This is a genomic window from Oceanobacillus sp. FSL K6-2867, assembly GCF_037963145.1.
Taxonomy (GTDB): Bacteria; Bacillota; Bacilli; order Bacillales; family Amphibacillaceae; genus Oceanobacillus.
In genome coordinates this window covers 3462375-3483354 of the sequence record NZ_CP150144.1, presented here as the reverse complement: position 1 = coordinate 3483354, position 20980 = coordinate 3462375, and the positions used below count along the sequence as shown (strand labels likewise).

General features: G+C 38.4%; 17 protein-coding genes and 2 riboswitches. Of the genes, 7 read left to right on the top strand and 10 right to left on the bottom strand.

What is annotated here, in order from left to right; translation table 11 throughout:
* Positions 1-15: 15 nt before the first annotated feature.
* Positions 16-1071 (bottom strand): LLM class flavin-dependent oxidoreductase, encoded by a 1056-nt coding sequence (locus tag NSQ77_RS16795; protein WP_339227195.1) that lies wholly within the window; start codon positions 1069-1071, stop codon positions 16-18.
* 89 nt (positions 1072-1160) lie between these two features.
* A riboswitch (SAM riboswitch) is annotated at positions 1161-1267 on the bottom strand.
* A 127-nt stretch (positions 1268-1394) separates the two neighbouring features.
* A riboswitch (SAM riboswitch) is annotated at positions 1395-1502 on the top strand.
* Positions 1503-1743: 241 nt separating this feature from the next.
* Between NSQ77_RS16795 and ssuE the strand changes: the two genes are divergently transcribed.
* Together ssuE and NSQ77_RS16785 are read left to right on the top strand one after the other, a co-directional pair.
* Positions 1744-2295 carry an NADPH-dependent FMN reductase gene (ssuE, locus tag NSQ77_RS16790; protein WP_339227194.1) on the top strand — a complete coding sequence of 184 codons (552 nt, stop codon included), beginning with the start codon at positions 1744-1746 and terminating at the stop codon, positions 2293-2295.
* A gap of 32 nt (positions 2296-2327) precedes the next feature.
* Entirely contained in the window at positions 2328-3704 is a 1377-nt protein-coding gene (locus NSQ77_RS16785) for an LLM class flavin-dependent oxidoreductase (RefSeq protein WP_339227193.1), read from the top strand.
* Positions 3705-3764: 60 nt separating this feature from the next.
* Here the strand turns inward: NSQ77_RS16785 and NSQ77_RS16780 are convergent, their stop codons facing one another.
* From NSQ77_RS16780 to larE, 8 genes are all read right to left on the bottom strand, one after another.
* Entirely contained in the window at positions 3765-4088 is a 324-nt protein-coding gene (locus tag NSQ77_RS16780) for a hypothetical protein (protein WP_339227192.1), read from the bottom strand.
* A 201-nt stretch (positions 4089-4289) separates the two neighbouring features.
* Positions 4290-5963 carry an SLC13 family permease gene (locus NSQ77_RS16775; RefSeq protein ID WP_339227191.1) on the bottom strand — a complete coding sequence of 558 codons (1674 nt, stop codon included), beginning with the start codon at positions 5961-5963 and terminating at the stop codon, positions 4290-4292.
* Positions 5964-6042: 79 nt separating this feature from the next.
* Entirely contained in the window at positions 6043-6750 is a 708-nt protein-coding gene (locus NSQ77_RS16770; protein WP_339227190.1) for a response regulator, read from the bottom strand.
* Positions 6734-8341, bottom strand: a complete 1608-nt coding sequence (locus NSQ77_RS16765) for an ATP-binding protein (protein ID WP_339227189.1) — start codon at positions 8339-8341, stop codon at positions 6734-6736. The genes NSQ77_RS16770 and NSQ77_RS16765 overlap by 17 nt, the downstream gene beginning before the upstream one ends.
* Positions 8342-8557: 216 nt before the next feature.
* Positions 8558-10159 carry a glutathione ABC transporter substrate-binding protein gene (locus tag NSQ77_RS16760; protein ID WP_339227188.1) on the bottom strand — a complete coding sequence of 534 codons (1602 nt, stop codon included), beginning with the start codon at positions 10157-10159 and terminating at the stop codon, positions 8558-8560.
* An 84-nt stretch (positions 10160-10243) separates the two neighbouring features.
* Positions 10244-11206, bottom strand: coding sequence for a dipeptidase (locus NSQ77_RS16755; protein WP_339227187.1), 963 nt, complete (start codon positions 11204-11206; stop codon positions 10244-10246).
* Between the two features lie 89 nt (positions 11207-11295).
* Positions 11296-12873 (bottom strand): AMP-binding protein, encoded by a 1578-nt coding sequence (locus tag NSQ77_RS16750; protein ID WP_339227186.1) that lies wholly within the window; start codon positions 12871-12873, stop codon positions 11296-11298.
* 158 nt (positions 12874-13031) lie between these two features.
* Positions 13032-13865, bottom strand: a complete 834-nt coding sequence (gene larE / locus NSQ77_RS16745; protein ID WP_339227185.1) for an ATP-dependent sacrificial sulfur transferase LarE — start codon at positions 13863-13865, stop codon at positions 13032-13034.
* A gap of 391 nt (positions 13866-14256) precedes the next feature.
* Between larE and NSQ77_RS16740 the strand changes: the two genes are divergently transcribed.
* The 5 genes from NSQ77_RS16740 (at position 14257) to NSQ77_RS16720 (ending at position 19404) form a co-directional block, all read left to right on the top strand.
* Positions 14257-15099 (top strand): ABC transporter ATP-binding protein, encoded by an 843-nt coding sequence (locus NSQ77_RS16740; protein ID WP_339227184.1) that lies wholly within the window; start codon positions 14257-14259, stop codon positions 15097-15099.
* Positions 15032-15787, top strand: coding sequence for an ABC transporter permease (locus NSQ77_RS16735; RefSeq protein ID WP_339227183.1), 756 nt, complete (start codon positions 15032-15034; stop codon positions 15785-15787). The genes NSQ77_RS16740 and NSQ77_RS16735 overlap by 68 nt, the downstream gene beginning before the upstream one ends.
* Before the next feature lie 47 nt (positions 15788-15834).
* Positions 15835-16830, top strand: coding sequence for an ABC transporter substrate-binding protein (locus NSQ77_RS16730; RefSeq protein ID WP_339227182.1), 996 nt, complete (start codon positions 15835-15837; stop codon positions 16828-16830).
* Positions 16831-17424: 594 nt separating this feature from the next.
* Positions 17425-18423 carry a GTPase gene (locus tag NSQ77_RS16725; RefSeq protein ID WP_339227181.1) on the top strand — a complete coding sequence of 333 codons (999 nt, stop codon included), beginning with the start codon at positions 17425-17427 and terminating at the stop codon, positions 18421-18423.
* Between the two features lie 342 nt (positions 18424-18765).
* A complete protein-coding gene (locus NSQ77_RS16720) occupies positions 18766-19404 on the top strand; it encodes a 2OG-Fe(II) oxygenase (protein WP_339227180.1) in 639 nt (212 codons plus the stop codon).
* A gap of 104 nt (positions 19405-19508) precedes the next feature.
* Here NSQ77_RS16720 and NSQ77_RS16715 read toward each other — a convergent pair whose 3' ends face one another.
* Complete coding sequence (locus tag NSQ77_RS16715; RefSeq protein ID WP_339231050.1) at positions 19509-20912, bottom strand: SpoVR family protein; 1404 nt, start codon at positions 20910-20912, stop codon at positions 19509-19511.
* Positions 20913-20980 lie beyond the last annotated feature (68 nt).

Here is a 20980-nt window from a genome sequence, read left to right as displayed (position 1 = left end):
TTATTCTCCCCTAACTTAAATACTCGTTAATGATTTTCGTATTTCCTCAACCTTTGGCATCACTTGATTTGCAAAGCGCTCCAGCTCTTCAAGCTGTGGCGAGCATTGTAATAATAGTTGATCTACTCCAGCCTCTTCATAAGCTAAAATTCGCTTGGCAATTTGTTCCGGTGTTCCAACAAGGTTTGGTCGCAAGCCTCGGTTTGACACTGAATAATCTTGCAATTTCAGCTGTTGTTCAAGCTCTGACTTCGCAGTAAAATCCTTCATTCCTGCATAACCAGCTGCATCTTTAACTGTCGTAATGCGTTTTAATTCTTCCTGTGCCTCTTCCTCCGTATCTCTGCAAATGACATAGGCAGCCATACTAAATGATTGCAATGCTTCTTTTTCAGCCTTCTTTCTGCGTTCCTTCATATCTTCAATTTTAGTCTTAACTTCTTCCACTGTACCGCCATGCATCACATATGCATCACAATAGGAAGTAATAACCTGCTTTCCTTTTTCACTCTCACCACCAGCATATAAAATAGGATTCGGCCGCTGAATTGGCTTTGGTGATAAATTCGTATTTGCAATGTTATAAAACTTTCCATCATAAGAAAATGTGTCTTCTGTTGTCCATAGTCCTTTTAAAACCTCTAAAAACTCACTTGTACGATTATAGCGATCATTATGTTCTGTAAATTCTCCGCCATATTGCTTTGCCTCTTCCTCCCACCAGCCAGAGACAACATTTAAAGTGAAACGGCCATTGCTGATACGGTCAATGTTTGCAGCCATTTTTGCCGTTACTGCCGGGTTATGAAATACTGGACGGACCGCGGTCATAATTTCAATTTTATCGGTAACTGCTGCTAGTGCGGCCGCTGTCGTCCATGCTTCAATTGAATCAGCTTCAATCCCTTTAATATCATTCAAATATAGTTCAGCAATTAATGTTGTATCATAGCCTAACTTTTCAGCATGCTGAATGACTTCCTTGGCATAACCATATGTCGGTGGCATGTTTTCATCTTCTACATTTCTTAGCCATCCGCCAAAAATCGGTAACCAAAATCCATATTTCATTTTTCCATCTCCCCCTTATCTCTGTTCAGCAAAAAAACCTCTATTCTAAGATAAGAATAGAGGTTTTACATGTTATCTATGTATGCTCTTTCTTATCTTTCAAGCAGTCTGCTTGATGGAATTAGCACAGTATTCTTATAAGAACCTGTTGCCGAGGCTTCCTTGGGCCATGTCCCTCCACCTCTCGTGATAAGATAAATCAAATAATAAAGTTGTTGGTTGAATAATAATATAAAACTTACGAAATGTCAATCAATTAATTCTTATAATTCTTAGTTGACTTATATGATTTGATATATTAGAATATATCCAACAATTAAAAATTCTTATCAAGAGAAGCTGAGGGAACTGGCCCTATGATGCTTCAGCAACCCCTAATTATTATTAGAAAGGTGCTAATTCCAGCGAGATTTTTTCTTGAGAGATAAGAGCTGATAAATGATGTAGTATACCCTCTTTTCTCTTTTTAGAAGAAAAGGGGGTTTTTTGGCCGTATTAAAAATTTGGTATGTACTAATTAAATATTAACTGCAAACTAATGTGCAATCCTTGACAGCAATTATTGCACATACTTGAAGAAAACGATCGAGAAGATAATCCGCAGTTTCTTTTAAGTACGATATTACAGGTGTTTCGCATAGTTCAAATAAAAAGCAAAAGGAGAATGTTTACATGAGTGAAATTATTGTCCTGTCTGGTAGTCCATCTGAATTTTCGAGGTCTGAACAGGTGCTCAAATATTTAGGTGCTTTATTAGAAAGCGAGCAATTTTCAGTAACCCACATTTCCGTAAAAGACGTACCATATGAAGATTTATTTCAAGGGAATTTCAATAGTTCATCTGTTAAAGAAATTGCAGCCAAAATCCAGAATGCCAAAGGACTTATCGTTGGATCTCCAGTGTATAAAGGTGCGTATTCCGGTGTGCTGAAAGCGTTAATTGACATACTGCCGCAGGACATTCTGAAGCATAAGCCAGTACTTCCGCTTATGACAGGCGGAAGTCCTTCCCATTTACTCGCTGTAGAATATACCTTAAAGCCAGTTCTCGCTACACTAAAAGCGCATAATTTAAAAGGTCTTTACCTGCTGGACAGACAAATTGATAAGCAGAAATCTCTTCCAATAATTGATGATGATATTTTGCAACGAACAAAGAAGCAGCTTTATTACTTTATCCAGCTTATAAATAATTCAGCTGCAAGAGAAGCTGTCACGTACTAGGGTTGTTAAAAAATTATAAAAGGAGAACTAATATGACTGCTAAACGTATTTTTTTAAACGCCTTTGATATGAATACTCCTGGACATCAATCACCAGGATTATGGGCACACCCTGATGATCAATCCCATCGTTACAAGGATAGTGAGTATTGGACTAATCTTGCAAAAACATTAGAAAAAGGACGATTCGACGCGGTATTTATCGCAGACGTCCTAGGAACGTATGATGTATATGGCAATTCCCGTGATGCTGCAGTAAAAAATGGGGTCCAATCTCCAGTTAATGATCCATTTTTAATCGTTCCTTATATGGCAGCAGTTACAAAGCATCTTGGTTTTGGAATAACTGCCTCTGTTACACATGAGCACCCATATACGTTTGCACGTAAAATCAGTACATTGGACCATCTAACAAATGGACGTATCGGCTGGAATATTGTTACCTCTTACCTAAAAAGCGCTGCCATTAATATGGGATTGGAAGATCAGATTAATCATGATGAACGCTATAACATTGCTGATGAATATTTGGAAGTGTGTTATAAGCTTTGGGAAGAAAGCTGGGAAGATGATGCGGTAAAACTTGATAAAGAAAACCGTATTTATACAGACCCAAATAAAGTTCATAATATTAATCATACTGGGAAATATTTCAAAGTCCCTGGTGCACACCTATGTGAGCCTTCCCCACAGCGCACCCCTGTTCTTTACCAAGCTGGTGCATCCAAAAAAGGGAGCGCATTTGCTGCAAACAATGCAGAGCTTGTTTTCATTGGTGCTCCAACGATTGAAACAGCAAAAGCAACCGTAGATAAATTGCGCAAAGATATCGAGCAGGCAGGAAGGTCAAAAGATGAAGTTAAAATTCTGACAATGTTTGTACCAATTGTTGGAAAAACGGAGGCAGAGGCTAAAGAAAAATACAATGACTATCAACAATATATAAGTGCAGAAGGTGCATTAGCGCTATTCGGCGGGTGGACTGGTGTCGATTTATCCACATATGAAAAAGACCAGAAAATCAGTTATATTGAAAATGATTCGATTCGCTCGGCTCTGGAAAATTTCACAAGAATTCATCCTGATCGACCTTCCACAGTAGAAGATGTTATCCAGAGCATCGGCATCGGTGGGATGGGTGCAACTGCAATCGGCACCCCTGAACAGGTTGCTGATGAGATGGAGCGCTGGATAAACGAAGCCGGTGTAGACGGATTTAACATTGCTTATGCACTTACTCCAGGGTCATTTATAGATTTTGTCGATCTTGTTGTACCAGTTTTACAGGAAAGAGGGCTCGTCCAAACTAAATATAAAGGAACTACCTTAAGAGATAATTTATTTCGAAAAGGCGACAGGCTGCTGAACTCACATCGAGGAAGACAAAACCATTTGCTTACAAACCAGTAATCACTAGAAAAAGCATGCCATTTTAATATAGGCATGCTTTTTTAGTGGCGAGTATACCGTTCAATGTCTATGCCCCTCACTATGTATTACTTCTTCCAAAAATGTTTCGGATTTCGTATGATCATGCTCATCACAGTAATAAACAACTGTTTTTATTTTATGGGAAATATCACACACATATGAATATCTAAGTAGGTTTTTCATATATGAACCCTCATGGGAATCTACTTTAAGTACTGTTGTGTCTGTACTATACTCTACCCAATTATGATATGATTCCTGATTATGATTCTCACGCTCTATTTCTTCCGCAGTGATTGCATGAATATTTGCTGTTGAAGCAATTACATGGAGAAGCACGACAGCCAAAATAAACTTTTTCATCTAGGCACCCACTCATTTAAAATTACGCAGTTATAATTTCAGCTATTTTGAGTGAAAATATACATAGAATCAATTATAAAAAGTGCATAGCCAGTATTTATATAGTTCTAAAACTGATTTAAATACATAAAGAAATCCTTCTAAGATTTTACTGTCTTAGAAGGATTTTTACCCATTTCAAAATTAACCAGTATCATTACTTTATTTTAATAATCCTTCTGGGAAGGATGTCAAATCAATGCCAAACACAAGTGGTAACATGTAATATGCAAATAAAACGATGAGCAACGTTGAAAACACATTTAAGGAGAATCCGGTTTTTACCATTTCAATGATTTTCAATTTCCCTGTACCAAATATAATCGCATTTGGAGGCGTTCCAACAGGCAGCATAAATGCACAGTTCGCCGCAATCGCACAAGGTGCCATTAAAGCAATCGGGTGAACATCAATTGCCACAGCTAAAGCACCTAAAATTGGCATGATCATAGTGGCTGTTGCAGTATTAGATGTAATTTCGGTTAACATCATAATTAAGATAGTTGCACCAGCAATAATGAAAAAGATATGGAGACCATCAAGTATTGTAAGCTGTTCCCCTAACCAGCCGGATAAGCCACTTGATTGGAAACCTGCTGCAATTGCAAGCCCCCCACCAAATAATAGCAACACACCCCAAGGAATGTCTTTCGAATCAGCCCACTCGAGTACACGCGGACTCGCTTTCGCAGGGATTAAGAATAATAGAATAGTTGCCATCATAGCAATCATCCCATCTGAAATTCCTGGCAATTGGTAAATCAGTGCACCTTCTCCACTCCAGAAAAAATCTTTTGAAATCCACATAAAAGCGGCAAAAACAAAGACAGCTGAAACAACGCCTTCTTCATAGGAAATTTGTCCAAGCTTCTTTCTCTCATCTTGGATTAGTTCTTTTCCGCCCGGTATGTGTTTAAGATTAATCTTAAAAGCAATTTTCGCTAAATAATACCAAGTACTAAGCAGGACTATAATCATGAGTGGTGCTGCAAACAACATCCATGATGCAAAGGAAATTTCGATACCAAAGAGTTCTCTCACCTGTCCGGCAAGTATTATAGTTGGAGGTGTCCCGATTAAGGTCGCAAAGCCGCCAATCGTCCCAGCATAACCAACTCCAAAGAGCATTGACTTTTCAAATTTCGGCAAATCTGATCCATCTTTTTGACCTTTGAGTGTAGCAGCTACTTGTGCAGTTATTGCAAGAGCCATTGGAATCATCATCATTACCGCCGCTGTATTAGAAACCCACATCGATAAAAAGGCAGTAGCAGACATGAATCCGAGTAAAATCCGTTGTGTACTCGTTCCGATAACAGCAATGATAAACAGGGCGATTCTTCTATGTAAATCCCATTTTTCCATGGCTGTTGCAATAAAGAAACCACCTAAAAATAAGAAAATAATGTCATTTCCGTAAGCAGAAGCAACCTCAGAACCTTCCATACTACCTGTCAGTGGCAATAAAATAAGGGGCATTAAGGACGTCACCGGAATCGGAATTGCTTCAGTAATCCACCAAGTAGCAATCCATAAAGTAGAAGCTAATACAAACCTTCCTTCTGTTGATAGACCTTCTGGATAGAAGAAAATTAGTGTTAGCACAAACAACATTGGTCCTAATATTAATCCGACCTGTTGACCTTTTGAGTAAGGTTTTTTCTCATTTGCTTTATGCGGTTTAGCCTCTTTTTGATTCAGTTGTTTATAATCACCTGACTCCTTTTTTAAGGCTTGGCTGTCTTTTTTAGTATAAGCAAACACATTAAGCGCATCTTTTGTTTTCTTATGCTGCTGCCACATTCTGTTCCAAACAAGGACAAAGTCTTGCTTCATCATATCCACCTCTTTTTCTTTTTTTGAAAGCGTTTACTACATTATTCATTAAACTAGAGGTTACGTCTAGTTTATTTAATTAAATGAAACCAGCTTCTAAAAAAAGAGGCGCATCCATTGTAGCTTTATATTTTTGTAAAGGTCGACCTAAAACTTGGTAAATTAATTGTGTTTCGATTAATTTTTCTTCCTCAAAAAAACGCAGGTATTTACGTAAAGAAACGTGTGATATAGAACATTTTTCAGCAAGCTCAGTTGCGGTAAGCCAGTCATCTATTTCTATCAACCATTGCATGACACGAAAGGCAGTTTCTTTCGTAATACCTTTAGGCAGCGTATAGACTATATTTTGCCCTCCTTTATGGAATAGTCGGTCAACTTCTTGCTGTGAAAAAACTTCACTTTTATCTAGCTTGTTTAAACGGTATCGATTTAAAGCTTTTTGAAAACGTTTAAAAGAGAATGGTTTGATCAAATAATCGACAACACCAAAACGGTGGCCGGTTTGAACAGTTTTTGCATCGTTGGCTGAAGTAATTAGGATTACATCCAAATCTATTCCCTCTGCTCGAATTTCTTTCAGTAGGTCGAGACCATTCGTCGTGCCGATATAAACATCAAGAAGGAGTAAATCAGGTTGATGTTTCTTCAGCTTTTTCAATCCATCTTCGAGCGTATGTGCATCAAATATAAGCTCAAACCCGTCTATTTTATTTAAAAATAGACGGTGAAATCGACTAACATCTATATCATCTTCAATCATTGCAACTTTAATCAACTCTCTCACGCCTTTCTGTATACGGAATGTGAATCGTAATAATAGTTCCTTTATCTTTTTCTGATAAGATGTCCAGTGTTCCATTAAGTACTTGAAGCTTCCTTTTGATATTGGCTATTCCATAACCATGATCGCCTTTTTTCGAGCTTGCTAAAGACTTTTGCTCACTTGCAGAAAAACCAATACCATTGTCTTCAATCACGTAACGGAGTACGCCTCCGACTTGCTTTAAGGTGAGTGTCAGATTTTTATGCTCTTTATGCCGCATTGCTTCCCATGCATTATCAAAGGTATTCCCGATCACCGTAACCCACGCATCAATGAAATCCGTATTCATGCTTGGCCAAGGTATTCCACTTTGGATATGAACGTTAACCCCCATTTGTTCCATCCAACCAATTCTTTTAGATAAGTAGTGAGCAATACTCACATCCTCCACAAGCTGTCCAACTTGACTTACAGCACTTGCTGTTTTCATATGGTAACGCTCAGAAATATCTTCAATATAATCTTTTAACTCATTATAGGATTCTGTTTCCACCATTGCTTGAATAATATGGAGTTTATTCATAAATTCATGTGTTTCACTCCTTAAGCTATGTGCATATACTTCTGCACCGATAAGGTCCCTCATTATATCATGAAGCTGGCTTCTTTCATTAAAGGTTGCCAGTGCACCGACACATTGATTGTTGACATACATGGGCACTCTGGTAACAATTGTTTCGACATCCCCTTTTTTGATTAATTCATGCTTAACAGGAGATTTTGCCGTTATCGCTTCTTGAAGTTTTAATTCAGGCCAAATGAGATCAATCGGTGTATTTTCGAATTGACCATGGTAACCAGTACGCCTTAAAAATTGCCTGGCTGTATCGTTGGCTAGGAGAATCTCTCCTGTATTATTGATCGCTAGTATGCCATCATTAACAGCCTCCAGCATAGAATTCCTTTCTTGGATAGCTAAACCAATTTCTTTTGGCTCCATTCCATTTAACGTTCTCTTTAATCGGTTTGCTAGTAACCAGGCGCCAATAAGACCAATTATCAAGCTTATCGCAGTAATTATCATCAAAATAATCTGGTTTTCGTAGACAGCCTCTTTAATCGACTTCGTTGCAATCCCTACAGCTACAGCTCCAATTTGATTCCCTTCCTGATCCCAAACTGGATGAAAAGCCCTCATGGACGGACCTAGAGTGCCAATATCTTCTGATGTATATTTTTCACCATTAAAGACTTCTTCAGCATCTGACCCAACAAAGGTTTGTCCAATTTTTTCCCGGTCAGGATGGGTGAAACGAATTTTTTGATTATCCATTACAACAATGTATAAAAAGTTATTTTCCTCTCGAACAAGCTCAACATAATCAACTAATTCCTGATTCGATTTTCCATTTAGAAGCGCATCTTGAATCAGTGCATGATAAGCAATATGGCTAGCGCTGATTTGAACCTTTTCGGCTAGATACTCCTTTGTGTTTTTGGCTTGGTTATGCGCGACAAACACACTCAGCAAAAGGAGCGGTAACAAGACAATAAGACTAGTAAATAGCATCACTTGGCCTTTTAATGAGACTTTCTCCCATAGTTGCTTCATCGTCATTTAACTCCTTTTAAATATGTAAACAGCTCCATATTTATTCTTCTGCATTATGAAATCAATAAAATATTTATTCTGAATAAAGAGCACATGTAATAGTATTATATTTTTCGGTACTTGTGTCAACGTTAAGAAGTTTTTAATAAAAGACATCATTTTTCTGTCAAAACAATAAATCCCTCCTAAGATAGATAATTTAGAAGGGATTACTCATTATTTTACATATACGTCTTTCAAGTTTAAAAGCTGGGTCGGCATTTGTGACAGGCCTTTCACGTTTTCATTTACACCGAGTAAATATTCCTGATGATGGATGTAAACCATTGGTGCTATTTCAACTAATAGTTCCTGCACTTGACGGTAGAGCTCTAATCGCTTCTTAGAATCTACAGTTTGGCGGGCCTGATCTAATAATTCATCAAGCTCTGCATCCTCGGTAAATGTGCGATTGCCGGCATTTCCCAGGTTTTCTGAATGGAATAGTGGATATAATCCATTATCTGCATCACCAGTTACTGTAGTCCAGCCGAAGACAAACATATCATGCTCGCCATTAGCAGTTTGCTCAAGCATTGCTCCCCATTCCAGGATTTCTACCTCAGCATCAATTCCAATTTCACTGAGCTGTGCCTGAATATTTGTAGCAGTATCAATCCGCTCGCGATCATCATTTGTCCAGATGGTTGTTGAAAAACCATCCTCAAAACCAGCTTCAGCCAGCAATTCTTTCGCTGCCTCCACATTAAAATCGAGACCAGCAACCTCTTCATTATAACCAAATACATTCGGAGCGATTGGACCTTTAGCAGGTATACCTATCCCATCATAAATTCCTTCAATAATTTGCTCTTTATCAATAGCCATTGAGATTGCTTGTCTTACACGCACATCATTAAATGGTTCTTTTGCCATATTAAATCCTAAATAGGATAATGCAGAGCTTTCCTGACGTTGAACAGATAAGCCATCTGTTGCTTCGATTTGGCTGACATCTGATGGACTCAGTGGATTTGTAATATCCGTATCACCAGTTTCAAGTTCTGCGATACGAGTTAAATCTTCCGCAACAACTTTAAATGTTACCGAATCCAGTTTTGCAGGCTCACCCCAATAATCTTCATTTTTTAACAAGCGTACAAATTGACCTGGCTGCCAATCATCATATACAAATGGTCCTGTTCCTTGTGGGTTTGCACTAATCACTGTTCCAGGATTCTCTCCATTTTTCATCGCAGCATAGTCTTCTTCAATTTGTTCCTTGGAAATCATCACCCCACCTGGATGGGCAAGATGCGCTGGAAGTGGCGCGAATGGGTACGCTGTTTTAAACTGTACGATATAATCATCGATTATCTCTACTTCGGTAATCATATTGTACATAATCGCTCTTGGTGATCCAACTTCCGGGTCAAGTGTACGATCGATATTCGCTTTCACAGCCTCTGCGTTAAATTCAGAACCGTCATGGAATTTGATACCCTCGCGAAGCTTAAACACCCATGTTGTATCATCAATTTGCTCCCAGCTTTCAGCAAGCAATGGTTTGATCTTCATATTTTCGTCTTGCGTTACCAGTGTTTCAAAAATATTGCGCTGTACATCACTGGATGGCGTATCATTAGATGCAGCTGGATCAAGTGACACCACATCAGATTGCTTAGCAACTACTAATTCGCCGCCTTGTGAATTACGGTCATCCTTGTTTCCTTTGCCTGATTCATCTGTATCATTAGGCTCGCTAGCACAAGCAATGAGTAACGTGCTTATTAAGCCAACTAACAAAAATAAAATATATGATTTCTTCTGAATTCTCATACTGCTTTCTCCTTATTTGATTATGTAGTTTAACTCATTTACTATAACGAAATTAATCTTTTATTTCAAAACTTTTGACTCACCTTAATGTGAACCTTTAACGAGATGGTGATTTATGAAGTTTTGATAACTGAAACCCTTAACCTCATCCTCTGAATAATAATGCAAAAGTTTTTCAATAAGAGCCGGATATAAGGCAGCATCCTCTAATCCTGCAACAAAGTTTGATATCCCATCAAAGTCCGATCCAAACCCAATATGCTGTACGCCACCAAGTGCGCAAATATGATCAATATGTTTCAGTAAATCATCTATTTGAGCTTCTTCTTTATCTTTACGAATAAAGGGAGGATAAAAGACAACATGTATAAGACCGTTGCTAGTAATCATTGCTTTGATTTGGTCATCATCCAAATTCCTAGGATGATCACAAATTGCCCTTGCATTGCAATGACTGGCAATTGGATATTCAGCATGCTCGATAATATCCCAAAAACCGTTCACCGTTGCATGTGCAACGTCTGTAAACACGCTATGATTATTATTTAATTGAACGACTTCTTTACCGAGCAAGGTTAACCCGCCACCACGCGGCTCCTCTGCTCCATCTGCGCAAAGATTAGCATTATTCCACGTTAGCCCGACAGATAGAACACCAAAGCGGTATAGCTGCCGAAGCTTCATTAAATCATTGCCAAATACGTCTGCTCCTTCTAATGTTAAGACTGCACCAATTTCTCCCGATTTCAGAGAAGTGAGTTCATTCCATTTTTTAATATGCTTCATTTGTGGATTTTTATTGATAATCTCCGTATGAAATAAATCAATTTGCTCCAATGCATGCTGCCACTTTTCATCTGATGGAACATGTGGTGGAACAAAGATAGCAAAAAATTGGAGCATGACATTTCCTTTAGTTAAACGCACTAAATTCGTTTGTAATTCAGAAGCAGTACGAAAGTCCAAAGATAACTGATTTTCAAATTGTCCTCTTTTCGAAAGCTGCAGCTTTAATAGCGCGTCACAATGTGTATCAACTATTTTCACTTTTCCACACCCCTTTTTCTATATTATCATGATAAATTCATTTAAATGAACAAAACGAAGAGATTGATCATCTCTCCGTCTTATCTTTTTTATGCATTGTCTTTTTCAATTTGTCTCAATTCTACCCGGCGAATTTTTCCGGAAGAAGTTTTGGGAAGTTCCTCAATAAACTCGATTTTCCTTGGGTATTTATATGGTGCAGTGGACTGCTTCACATGATTTTGTAATTCTTTTACCAAATCTGGGTTTTTCGCACTTTCGCGATCTTGCAGAACAATAAATGCTTTTACTACATTACCTCGTATTTCATCCGGACTTGCGACTACTGCACATTCTTTTACCGCCGGATGTTTGGTCAATGCATCCTCTACCTCGAATGGTCCGATTGTATAACCGGAGCTTACGATAATATCATCGTTTCTGCCCTCAAACCAAAAATAACCTTCCTCATCCATTTTCGCTTGGTCTCCTGTAATATAAAAATTGCCTCGTTGTGATTTTTTGGTGCGCTCGGGATCTTTATAATACGCTTTAAATAGTGATGGAGTATCAAGCGGAATGGCAATATCTCCAACTTTTCCAACAGAAACTGGATTACAATCCTCATCGATTAATTGAACATTATTTCCTGGTGTAGGTTTACCCATCGATCCCGGTTTTACCTTCATTCCTTTTAAAAATCCAAGAAGCAGCGTGTTTTCTGTTTGTCCGTATCCATCACGTACAGTTACGCCAAAATACTTATCAAATTTGTCAATCACTTCACGGTTCAATGGTTCTCCAGCAGATACCGCACTATGCAATGCTGAAAGATTATATTCCGATAAGTTATCCAATTTGGCCATAAGCCGGTATTCTGTGGGCGTGCAGCAGAATACATTAATTTTATTGCTTTCTAATAAGCTTAGGTATTTTTTAGGATTAAATTTCCCATTATAGATAAAGCCTGTAGCGCCAGAACCGAGTACAGATAAAAACGGACTCCAAACCCATTTCTGCCAGCCAGGAGCTGCAGTCGCCCAAACCGTATCACCATCTTGTATACTCAACCAGTTTGCCGGAGCTGTTTGCATGTGCGCATATCCCCAACCATGTGAATGCATAACTGCCTTCGGGTTACCTGTTGTTCCAGAAGTGTAAGGTAAAAACGCAATGTCATCCCTTGCAGTTTCTGCCATCTCCAGTTTACCCGATGCCTTTTCCTTCATTTCATCAAGCAGTTTCCAATCTTCTGCTTTATCTCCAACAGAATATTTTATAAGTTCGCGATATTCTTTTATATCCTTGAACTGACCGACATAATCAGCATAACTTACAATAGCCCTTACTTCCCCGTGTGTAATCCGGTATTGTAAATCCTTCGTGCGAAGCATTTCTGAAGAAGGGATAATAATAATTCCTATTTTTAATGCAGCAAGGTACACTTCATAGGTCTCAATTATTCGAGGCATCATAACTAATAATTTATCGCCTTTCTTAAGCCCTTGTTCAAGAAAAACATTTCCAATTCTATTTGCATTTTGCATTAGTGCTTGATATGTAATTTCTTTTCTGTTTCCCTGTTCATCTTCCCATACTATCGCCTTTCGATCTGCTTCGTCAGCGTATTTTTCTATTTCCATCACAATATTATACATATCTGGTGCAATTAAATGTTCTTTGTTCATTTTATAACCTCCATTTAGAACCTGATACTAACTCCTAATCATTATATCAGAACATAAAAAAATTAGAAATATCTAAATTCGTTGAAATCGCTTCCGTTAATTAAATCGATTAAAAAGCCGTCCATACCTGTTAAGGTACGAACGGCTTATTACTTTTTTTAACCTACTTCAGTTTCCAATTGTTCTTTTGGTAATACTTCATTCATGCTTCCTGTACGATAGCCTTTTAAATCAACAGAAACATAATCAAAACCTAATGATTTAAGTTTTAATTGTATTTGTTCCCGCTGGCTTAGCAAATCTGCTATTTTATCTTCTGTCACTTCAATTCTAGCAACATTTTCATGAAAACGTACACGTACCATATTAAATCCAAGTTTAATTAAGAAAAGCTCTGCTTCATTTACTTGGCTGATTTTTTGACGATTAATTTCTGTTCCGTACGGGAATCGGGATGCTAAACTGCAAGACGCTGGCTTATTCCATACAGGTACTTCCAATTGCTTGGATAGTTCCCGAATTTCATTTTTATAAAGACCAGCTTCCTGTAAGACACTACGTGCGCCTTCCTCTGTTCTCGCTTTCAAGCCTGGTCGAAAATCATCCATATCATCCATAATCATGCCATCCAATACATATGGATAACCTAGTTCTTCAGCTAAATCGTTTAGCTTCATGTAAAGCATTTTTTTACTTTGGTACCAGCTGTCTGGCGTATTTGCCACAATTGCTGGATTATCTAATTCTTTCATTTCTGTTTTTAGAACACGTACACCCATTTTTTCAGCAAGTTCTACTGCTCCATCGAATTCCTCTTGACGGAAAAGCTCAGATGCAACTACTACCGCAAGCACATTGTCACCTAATTCCTGTTGGGCACGCTTTAATAGAAATGAACTGTCCACCCCACCCGAAAACGCAACCATTACACGGCCCATTTCAGTAAGAATTTGACCAAGCTGACTGTTTTTCTGATCCATTGAATTACTCATTTTGCTTCGCCTCACTTTGTATATAGTTAAAATAATTATAACATAAGTCCTTCTTATTCTAAGAGGTTGCTGAAAAAAGCCCAGTAAAAATAACACATTTAGAGCATTATATCTTCTACACTAACTGCTGGCAAGTTCTGTCTCAAACATCGATATCACCAAATCGTGCGGAAGCTCGTTGGCTTGCTTTTCAATACTCAAAGCTGCGCCGTCTAGAACTGTTTGGTCCCTTTCATCCCCTATTTGAAGACATACTATAAGTTTACCGTCCAAACAAAATGCTGTCAATGAAATCGCTTTAATAAAATTTAGTTGACAAATTTATTTGTTGGCTACATATTATAATAAAACCTATAATTTTACTATGGATTATATAGAGGCGGTGAAAATAATGTACCTTACACTAGAGGGTGTTGAAAAGAGTTTTCGCAATAATAAAAACAGTGAATTGAAGGTTTTGGAGAATATAAGCTTTGACATTGAGAAAGGCCAGTTTGTTTCGATTGTTGGCCCTTCTGGTTGCGGAAAGTCTACATTGCTTTATTTAATTTCCGGACTGGAAAAAGCGACAAGGGGAAAAATCAAAGTGGCTGGAGAATCTGTAAATAAGCCAGGTCCAGACCGTGTCGTCGTGTTTCAAGAAGATGGACTTTTTCCTTGGGCTACTGTTCTAGACAATGTAATGTATGGATTATTGTTGAAAAAAATGCCAAAAAAAGAGGCGGAAATGAAAGCGAGAGAAATGCTGAAGCTTGTTCATTTGAGTAATTATGTTGATGCCTATCCACATCAACTATCTGGTGGAATGAAGCATCGCGTATCGATTGCTCGAGCACTTGTGATGGACCCAGATATATTATTAATGGATGAGCCATTTGCTGCATTGGATGAACAGACAAGAATGACGCTCCATCACGAATTGCTGGAGATATGGAGAAGAACAAAAGTGACTGTATTATTTGTTACGCATAATATACGTGAAGCAGTGCTTCTATCCCAAAAAATAATTGTGATGGGAACACGGCCCGGAAATATTAAGACTACTTTTACTGTAAAAACAACGCAAGATGGAATAACACCAGACAGTATTACCCTTAATTTGGAACAAAAGATTCTTGCTGCATTAGAAGAAGAGATGGAAAAAGTGCTAAAGGAGGAGCTTGGAGATGATTACAGCTTTAAGACGGGTTCTGTTCATCGGGATTCTAGCGGTGATATGGGAAGTGGCATCTAGACTTTCACCTGTTCCTGACTTCATGTTCCCAGGAGTACTCCAGGTGGTTGAAACACTTTTCACAGGAATAACTGGCGGGCAGATAACTGAAGCCATGTTGCGAAGTATCGGGCGACTGCTTTTTGGATTCATTATCGCATCAACACTCGGACTATTTCTTGGTTACTTAATTTGGCGTTTTAAAATTGTTGACGATACACTTGGATTTCTTGTTGTTGCATTGCAATCTATTCCAAGTATTGTCTGGCTGCCACTAGCAATCGTCTGGTTTGGCCTTGGAGAAACTGCAATCTTGTTTGTTGTTACGATTGGAGCAACCTGGACGATGACAATGAATACGACAAGTGGATTTAAGAATGTGCCTACCCTCTATCAACGGGTTGCAAAAACATTTGGATCCAGTGGATTTCATCTTTTACGGACAGTTATTATTCCTGCATCCATCCCACAAATTATTTCTGGTATGCGTTTAGCCTGGGCATTTTCCTGGCGCGCTTTAATGGCTGGTGAATTACTAGGTGCCGGTGGTGGACTTGGGCATTTGCTTGAAACAGGACGTTCGCTTGGTCAAATGGATTTAGTAATATCTGTAATGATTATTATCGCAATTATCGGAACGATTATTGACAATATTGTTTTCACAAAGCTTGATCGTAGCGTTCAGAAAAAATGGGGATTGTCTTCTTAAAACTTCTGAATCTATGAAAATTTGTAATACACTTGGAGGGATGAAGAATGAGCAGAAATTCGATTTTAAGCATTGTATTTACAGCAATGCTAGTATTCTTAGCAGCATGCGGCGAGTCTGCGGGAGACAGTGAAAAAAATGAAGTAACCATTGGCTACTTTCCAAATCTGACACATATTGCAACAATTGTTGGTCTAGAGAAAGGTTATTTTGAAGAAGAATTTGGTGAGGATATTACGCTAAATACGAAGACAGTAACAAATGGCGGGTTATTTATGGAAGCAATGGCTACAGAAGCTATCGATGTTGGTACTGTTGGACCTGGTCCGCTGTTAAACATTTATGTAAAGGATCCGAGCTACCATATTATATCTGGTGCGGTTAATGGGGGCGCCGTCTTAGTTTCTGATAGTGACAGCGGTGTTACTGAACTTGCCGATTTAGATGGTAAGCGTGTTGCTATTCCTGTAATTGGAAGCACACAAGATGTCATGCTTCGAAAAGCACTGCAAGAGGTTAATTTGTCACCGACTACAAGTGGTGGAACTGTTGAGTTATACGCAGCTGCTCCCGCAGACACAACTACCCTATTCTCACAGGATTCCGTACACGCTGCAGCAACTCAGGAACCATGGGGCTATGTGCTGGAAACACAATCAAATGGACAAAAGCTGCTTGACTGGGATGAATTTGCATGGGGGAAAGAATCTACCAATACAGTAGTTGCTGCTTCGGAGAATTTTATGGAAAATGAAGCATTGGCAGAGTCGTACCTAAAAGCTCACCTTCGAGCAGTGGAATTCATACAGGAAAATCCTAATGAAAGCCAAGCATTAGTTATTGAGCACTTAAAAGAACTTACAGGTCAAGAGCTTAATGCCGACGAAGTAGAAGCAGCATTTAATAACTTGGAGGTTACAACTTCTGTTAATAAGCAAGTGATTCAAGAAATGGCAGACATCAGCTTAGAAGCGGATTATGTATCAAGCAATGACATCGATGGGATGATTAACCTTACAATTTTAGAAGGACTTCAAAAATAACTCTTACCAATGAAGCTGTCGTACAGTCTTAGCTTACGACAGTTTTTTGGTGTATAGTTGAAAGAAACTGCGAACTAACTTCTCGGCTGTTTTCTTCAAGTATGTGCAATAATCGCCGTCCGGGATCGCTTCGGGCGGATGCTTTCCGCGGGCACGGCTTCAGCCTCTCCGGAAGAAACCCACTTCCTACGAGTCTTCAGACACGTGCTGTTCCCGCAGGAGTCACCGCCCTTCACTCACCCGAACTGGTTAGAGCAACGACCTTGTTCACTGTATTCTTCTAATAATAGGTGGTGAGCCAGTTTTAGCGGAGGGAACACACGGAGACTTCTGCGGGATACGTGGCCAGAGTGAGACTCTGAAGAACGGAGTTCGAAGAGGCTCACGGGTCTCCCGCGAAAAGCGTAGTGTGTTTCCGAAGCGGGTAAACGCACGATCCCTCATTGCGCATTAGTTCGAAGTTTATATATTTTCTGCAGCAAAAAGTAAATTAAATCATACATACAAGAACTGTTTGTGCTTATATCAGCAAATTTAATTTTAGGTGTCACCACTCCGCTAATCTGGTAAAATAATGTTCAAGGATGTGATATCTTGACACAATTTAACGAACAAGAATTTGAGAATGCATATAATCAAGAAACAGATCGAATCAATGCACAGCTGGATAAAGAGATATTATTTGCTATGATTGGCGATGTAAACACTGGAAAGTCTTCAACGATTAATCAAATAATCGGTGACGAGGTTGCCCTAGTTGGCGCGAAGCCTGGTGAAACAACAGGAATCGACCGCTATGTATATCGTGATAAAATCATTTTTGCAGATACACCTGGTCTTGATGATATTAATCATCAAAACTCTGAAGAAACAATGAAATTTTATAAAAATGCAGATGTCATCCTATTTTTCTTAAATGCAGCTGGAACTGTTTTTTCAGAGGGGGAAAAGAAATCATTTGAGATGATTTCCAAAGAAAATAAAAATATCCTCTTTGTATTAAACAAAATCGATGCAGCAGATGACATTCCAAGTCTTATCCAATATGTAAAACAACATACGAAAAATAAATATAACGTTGTTCCAATTTCTTCTCGAACAGGAGAGAACATCGATAAGCTTCGAAACGAAATAATGGATATTCTGAAAAAAAAACATAAAGAAATTCAATTTGCCAGGCTCGTAAAAGAAAAATCTTCAACAGCCAATAAGTGGATCCTTGCTGCTTCAGGTTCTGCAACTGCTGTCGGAGCAGCTCCGATACCAGGTTCAGATTTCATACCATTAACTGGTATTCAAGTTGGACTATTGGTTAAGCTTGCAACGCTTTATGAAAAACCGTTATCTAAAGAACGTGCTAAAGAGCTTACAATAGCAACGATCACGGGTAATATCGGCAAAACTCTATTTCGACAAGTTATTAAATTTGTTCCTGGAGCTGGCTCAGTTGCTGGTGGCAGTATCGCCGGAGGAATGACACTAGCCTTAGGATATGCTGTTAAATATGCATACGAGAATGATATTGAATTGGATGCGAATAGCTTAAAATCGTTGTATGACTATTTTAGAAAAAAAGACAAGGTTAATTCATAATAAAGGGCAGCATTCTTAGCTGCTCTTTGTTATGAATTCTTTTATACAATCTGCCAATTCTATATCCTTCGTATTAATACATCCTTTCCAGCATCGGAACACAGCTACACTTTTGACTTTGGAAGTTATCCTTCGTGGTTTGCATCTACCTTATATTTTAAGCACATTTAAAAATCTGTACTCTTTATAACCTAACGCAACAGCATCCTTTTTCTGAAATATTCTCTATAAATAAGGGTCTAAATTTAATAAAGAAACAGATGTTTATAGTATAATAATAATGGAACAGTACTCTAGAAAGCTTGGTTTCGCAAATAAACTCATCTAAGGAGTCGATGTACATTGACAAAGGTACACGAACAAACTATTTTTCATCATATTGGAAATCGGTTTCAAACAGAAGATCGAGAGATTCATATCGTTGCTCGTCTAGAAGAACCGCTCGTGGTAGTACTAGGGAATGTTTTAAGCGATGAAGAGTGCGACGTACTCATTCGATTATCAAAAGATAACATGCATCGTTCAAAAATCGGGTATTCACGGGAAGTAAATGACATTCGGACAAGCAGCGGTATGTTTTTTGAAGGCAATGAACACAGCATTTTGTCTACTATTGAAAAGAGAGTATCCAATATTATGAATGTCTCCGTCGAACATGCAGAAGGGCTGCAAATTTTAAAATATACGCCTGGACAAGAGTATAAAGCTCATTTTGATTATTTTTCACCTACGAGCAAAGCATCTGAAAACAATCGAATCAGCACGCTCGTTATGTACTTAAATGAGATCGAACAAGGGGGAGAAACCTACTTTCCAGAGCTGAATTTTTCTGTTTTCCCAAAAAAAGGAATGGCAGTGTACTTTGAATATTTTTATTCCGACGGCAACTTAAATAAACAAACTCTGCACGGCGGAGCGCCCGTAATCGCAGGAGAAAAATGGATAGCTACACAATGGATGAGAAAACAAAGAGTTAGATAATTAAGAATGAAATAAATAGAGAAAGAGACTTGATTAGTCAAGTCTCTCTTATCGAATGCACAAGCATAATCCTGGCTTTTATTTTGTTAAACAATCTAGCAATTCTACTTCCCTCGTTTTGTGACTTCTTTACCATCATAAGTAAAAACTGTGTCTCTTCCTTCAATAACCGTTTCCATATGAACTGGACGTCCCCACAGCTGATAGATATATGGTAGAACATGTTCCAAATAGCGGATATCCAATTCAGTTCCTTCATACCCATGAACAAGATATAATTCACCATTACGCAAATAATCACCGTTTTCAACAACAATGTAAGGAAACCCACCATTTACCCGAATCGATATAAGCTGATCCCTCACCTGTTCATAATCCTTCTGTGTAATGCGGTAATCTCTGCCCTTTTTCTCAAATAAATACATATCTTCACGTTCAACAAGTTCCTTCGTTAAGTAATTGCGGATAAAGGAAATATCCGATTCAATCTCCCGAACTTCAAAAATTTTCTCCCTTCCTGCGTTTGGCTTATAGCCTTGACGTTGCATTTCCTCTGTCGGATTATTATAACGTTCTTCAATATCTTCGAAAATCTTTATTCCTAGATAATAAGGATTAATGGAAGTACGTGATGGCTGAACAACCCCAGCGTTTAGCTTGGAAAACTCAATTGTCTCATCGCTTGTTAAATCCATTTCCCGTAAAATGCGCTGATGCCAATACGAAGCCCATCCTTCGTTCATAATTTTGGTTTCTAACTGCGGCCAGAAATAGAGCATTTCTTCACGCATCATCGTTAAAATATCCCGCTGCCAATGCTCCAGTTCACGACTATGCTCTTCAATAAATAATAATAAGTCCTTTTCAGGCTTTGGCGGCAGCTTTTTAATCCGTTTTCTAGCTTTCGGTTTTGAATCAGCTCGTTTCTCATCTAAACCCCATAGATCATCATATGGACCTCTTATCGATTGCTCTTCTTCCACATTGTCATCTTCTGCTGCTGGTAGTTTGGATCGAATAATCGATGGATCGATATGTTCTTGAATCGAAAGGATGGCGTCTAAGAAACTCTCGACCTCATCTTTTCCATACTGCATCTCGTAATCAGCAATCCGTTCAGCTGTCGCTGTCATGCTCTCAACCATATCTCTTCTCGTGTTGGAAAAACGCACATTATTTTTGAAAAAATCACAATGAGCAAGTACATGAGCGATAATCAGTTTATTTTGGATCAGAGTATTTGTATCAAGCAAAAAGGCATAGCATGGATTAGAGTTAATGACAAGCTCATAAATTTGACTTAGACCAAGGTCATATTGCAGCTTCATTTTGTGAAATTGCTTTCCAAAGCTCCAATGCGTAAATCGGGTTGGCATCCCATATGCTCCAAATGTATAAATAATATCAGCTGGGCAAATCTCATAACGCATTGGGTAAAAATCAAGCCCAAAACCAGATGCAATTTCTGTGATTTCTTCAATTGCAATGCTAAGCTCTTTTGATTGTATCAAATTCATCCCCCCACAAATGCTTTATACAGTTTATGATATGTTCGATTAGACTTGGCGTTCGTTAA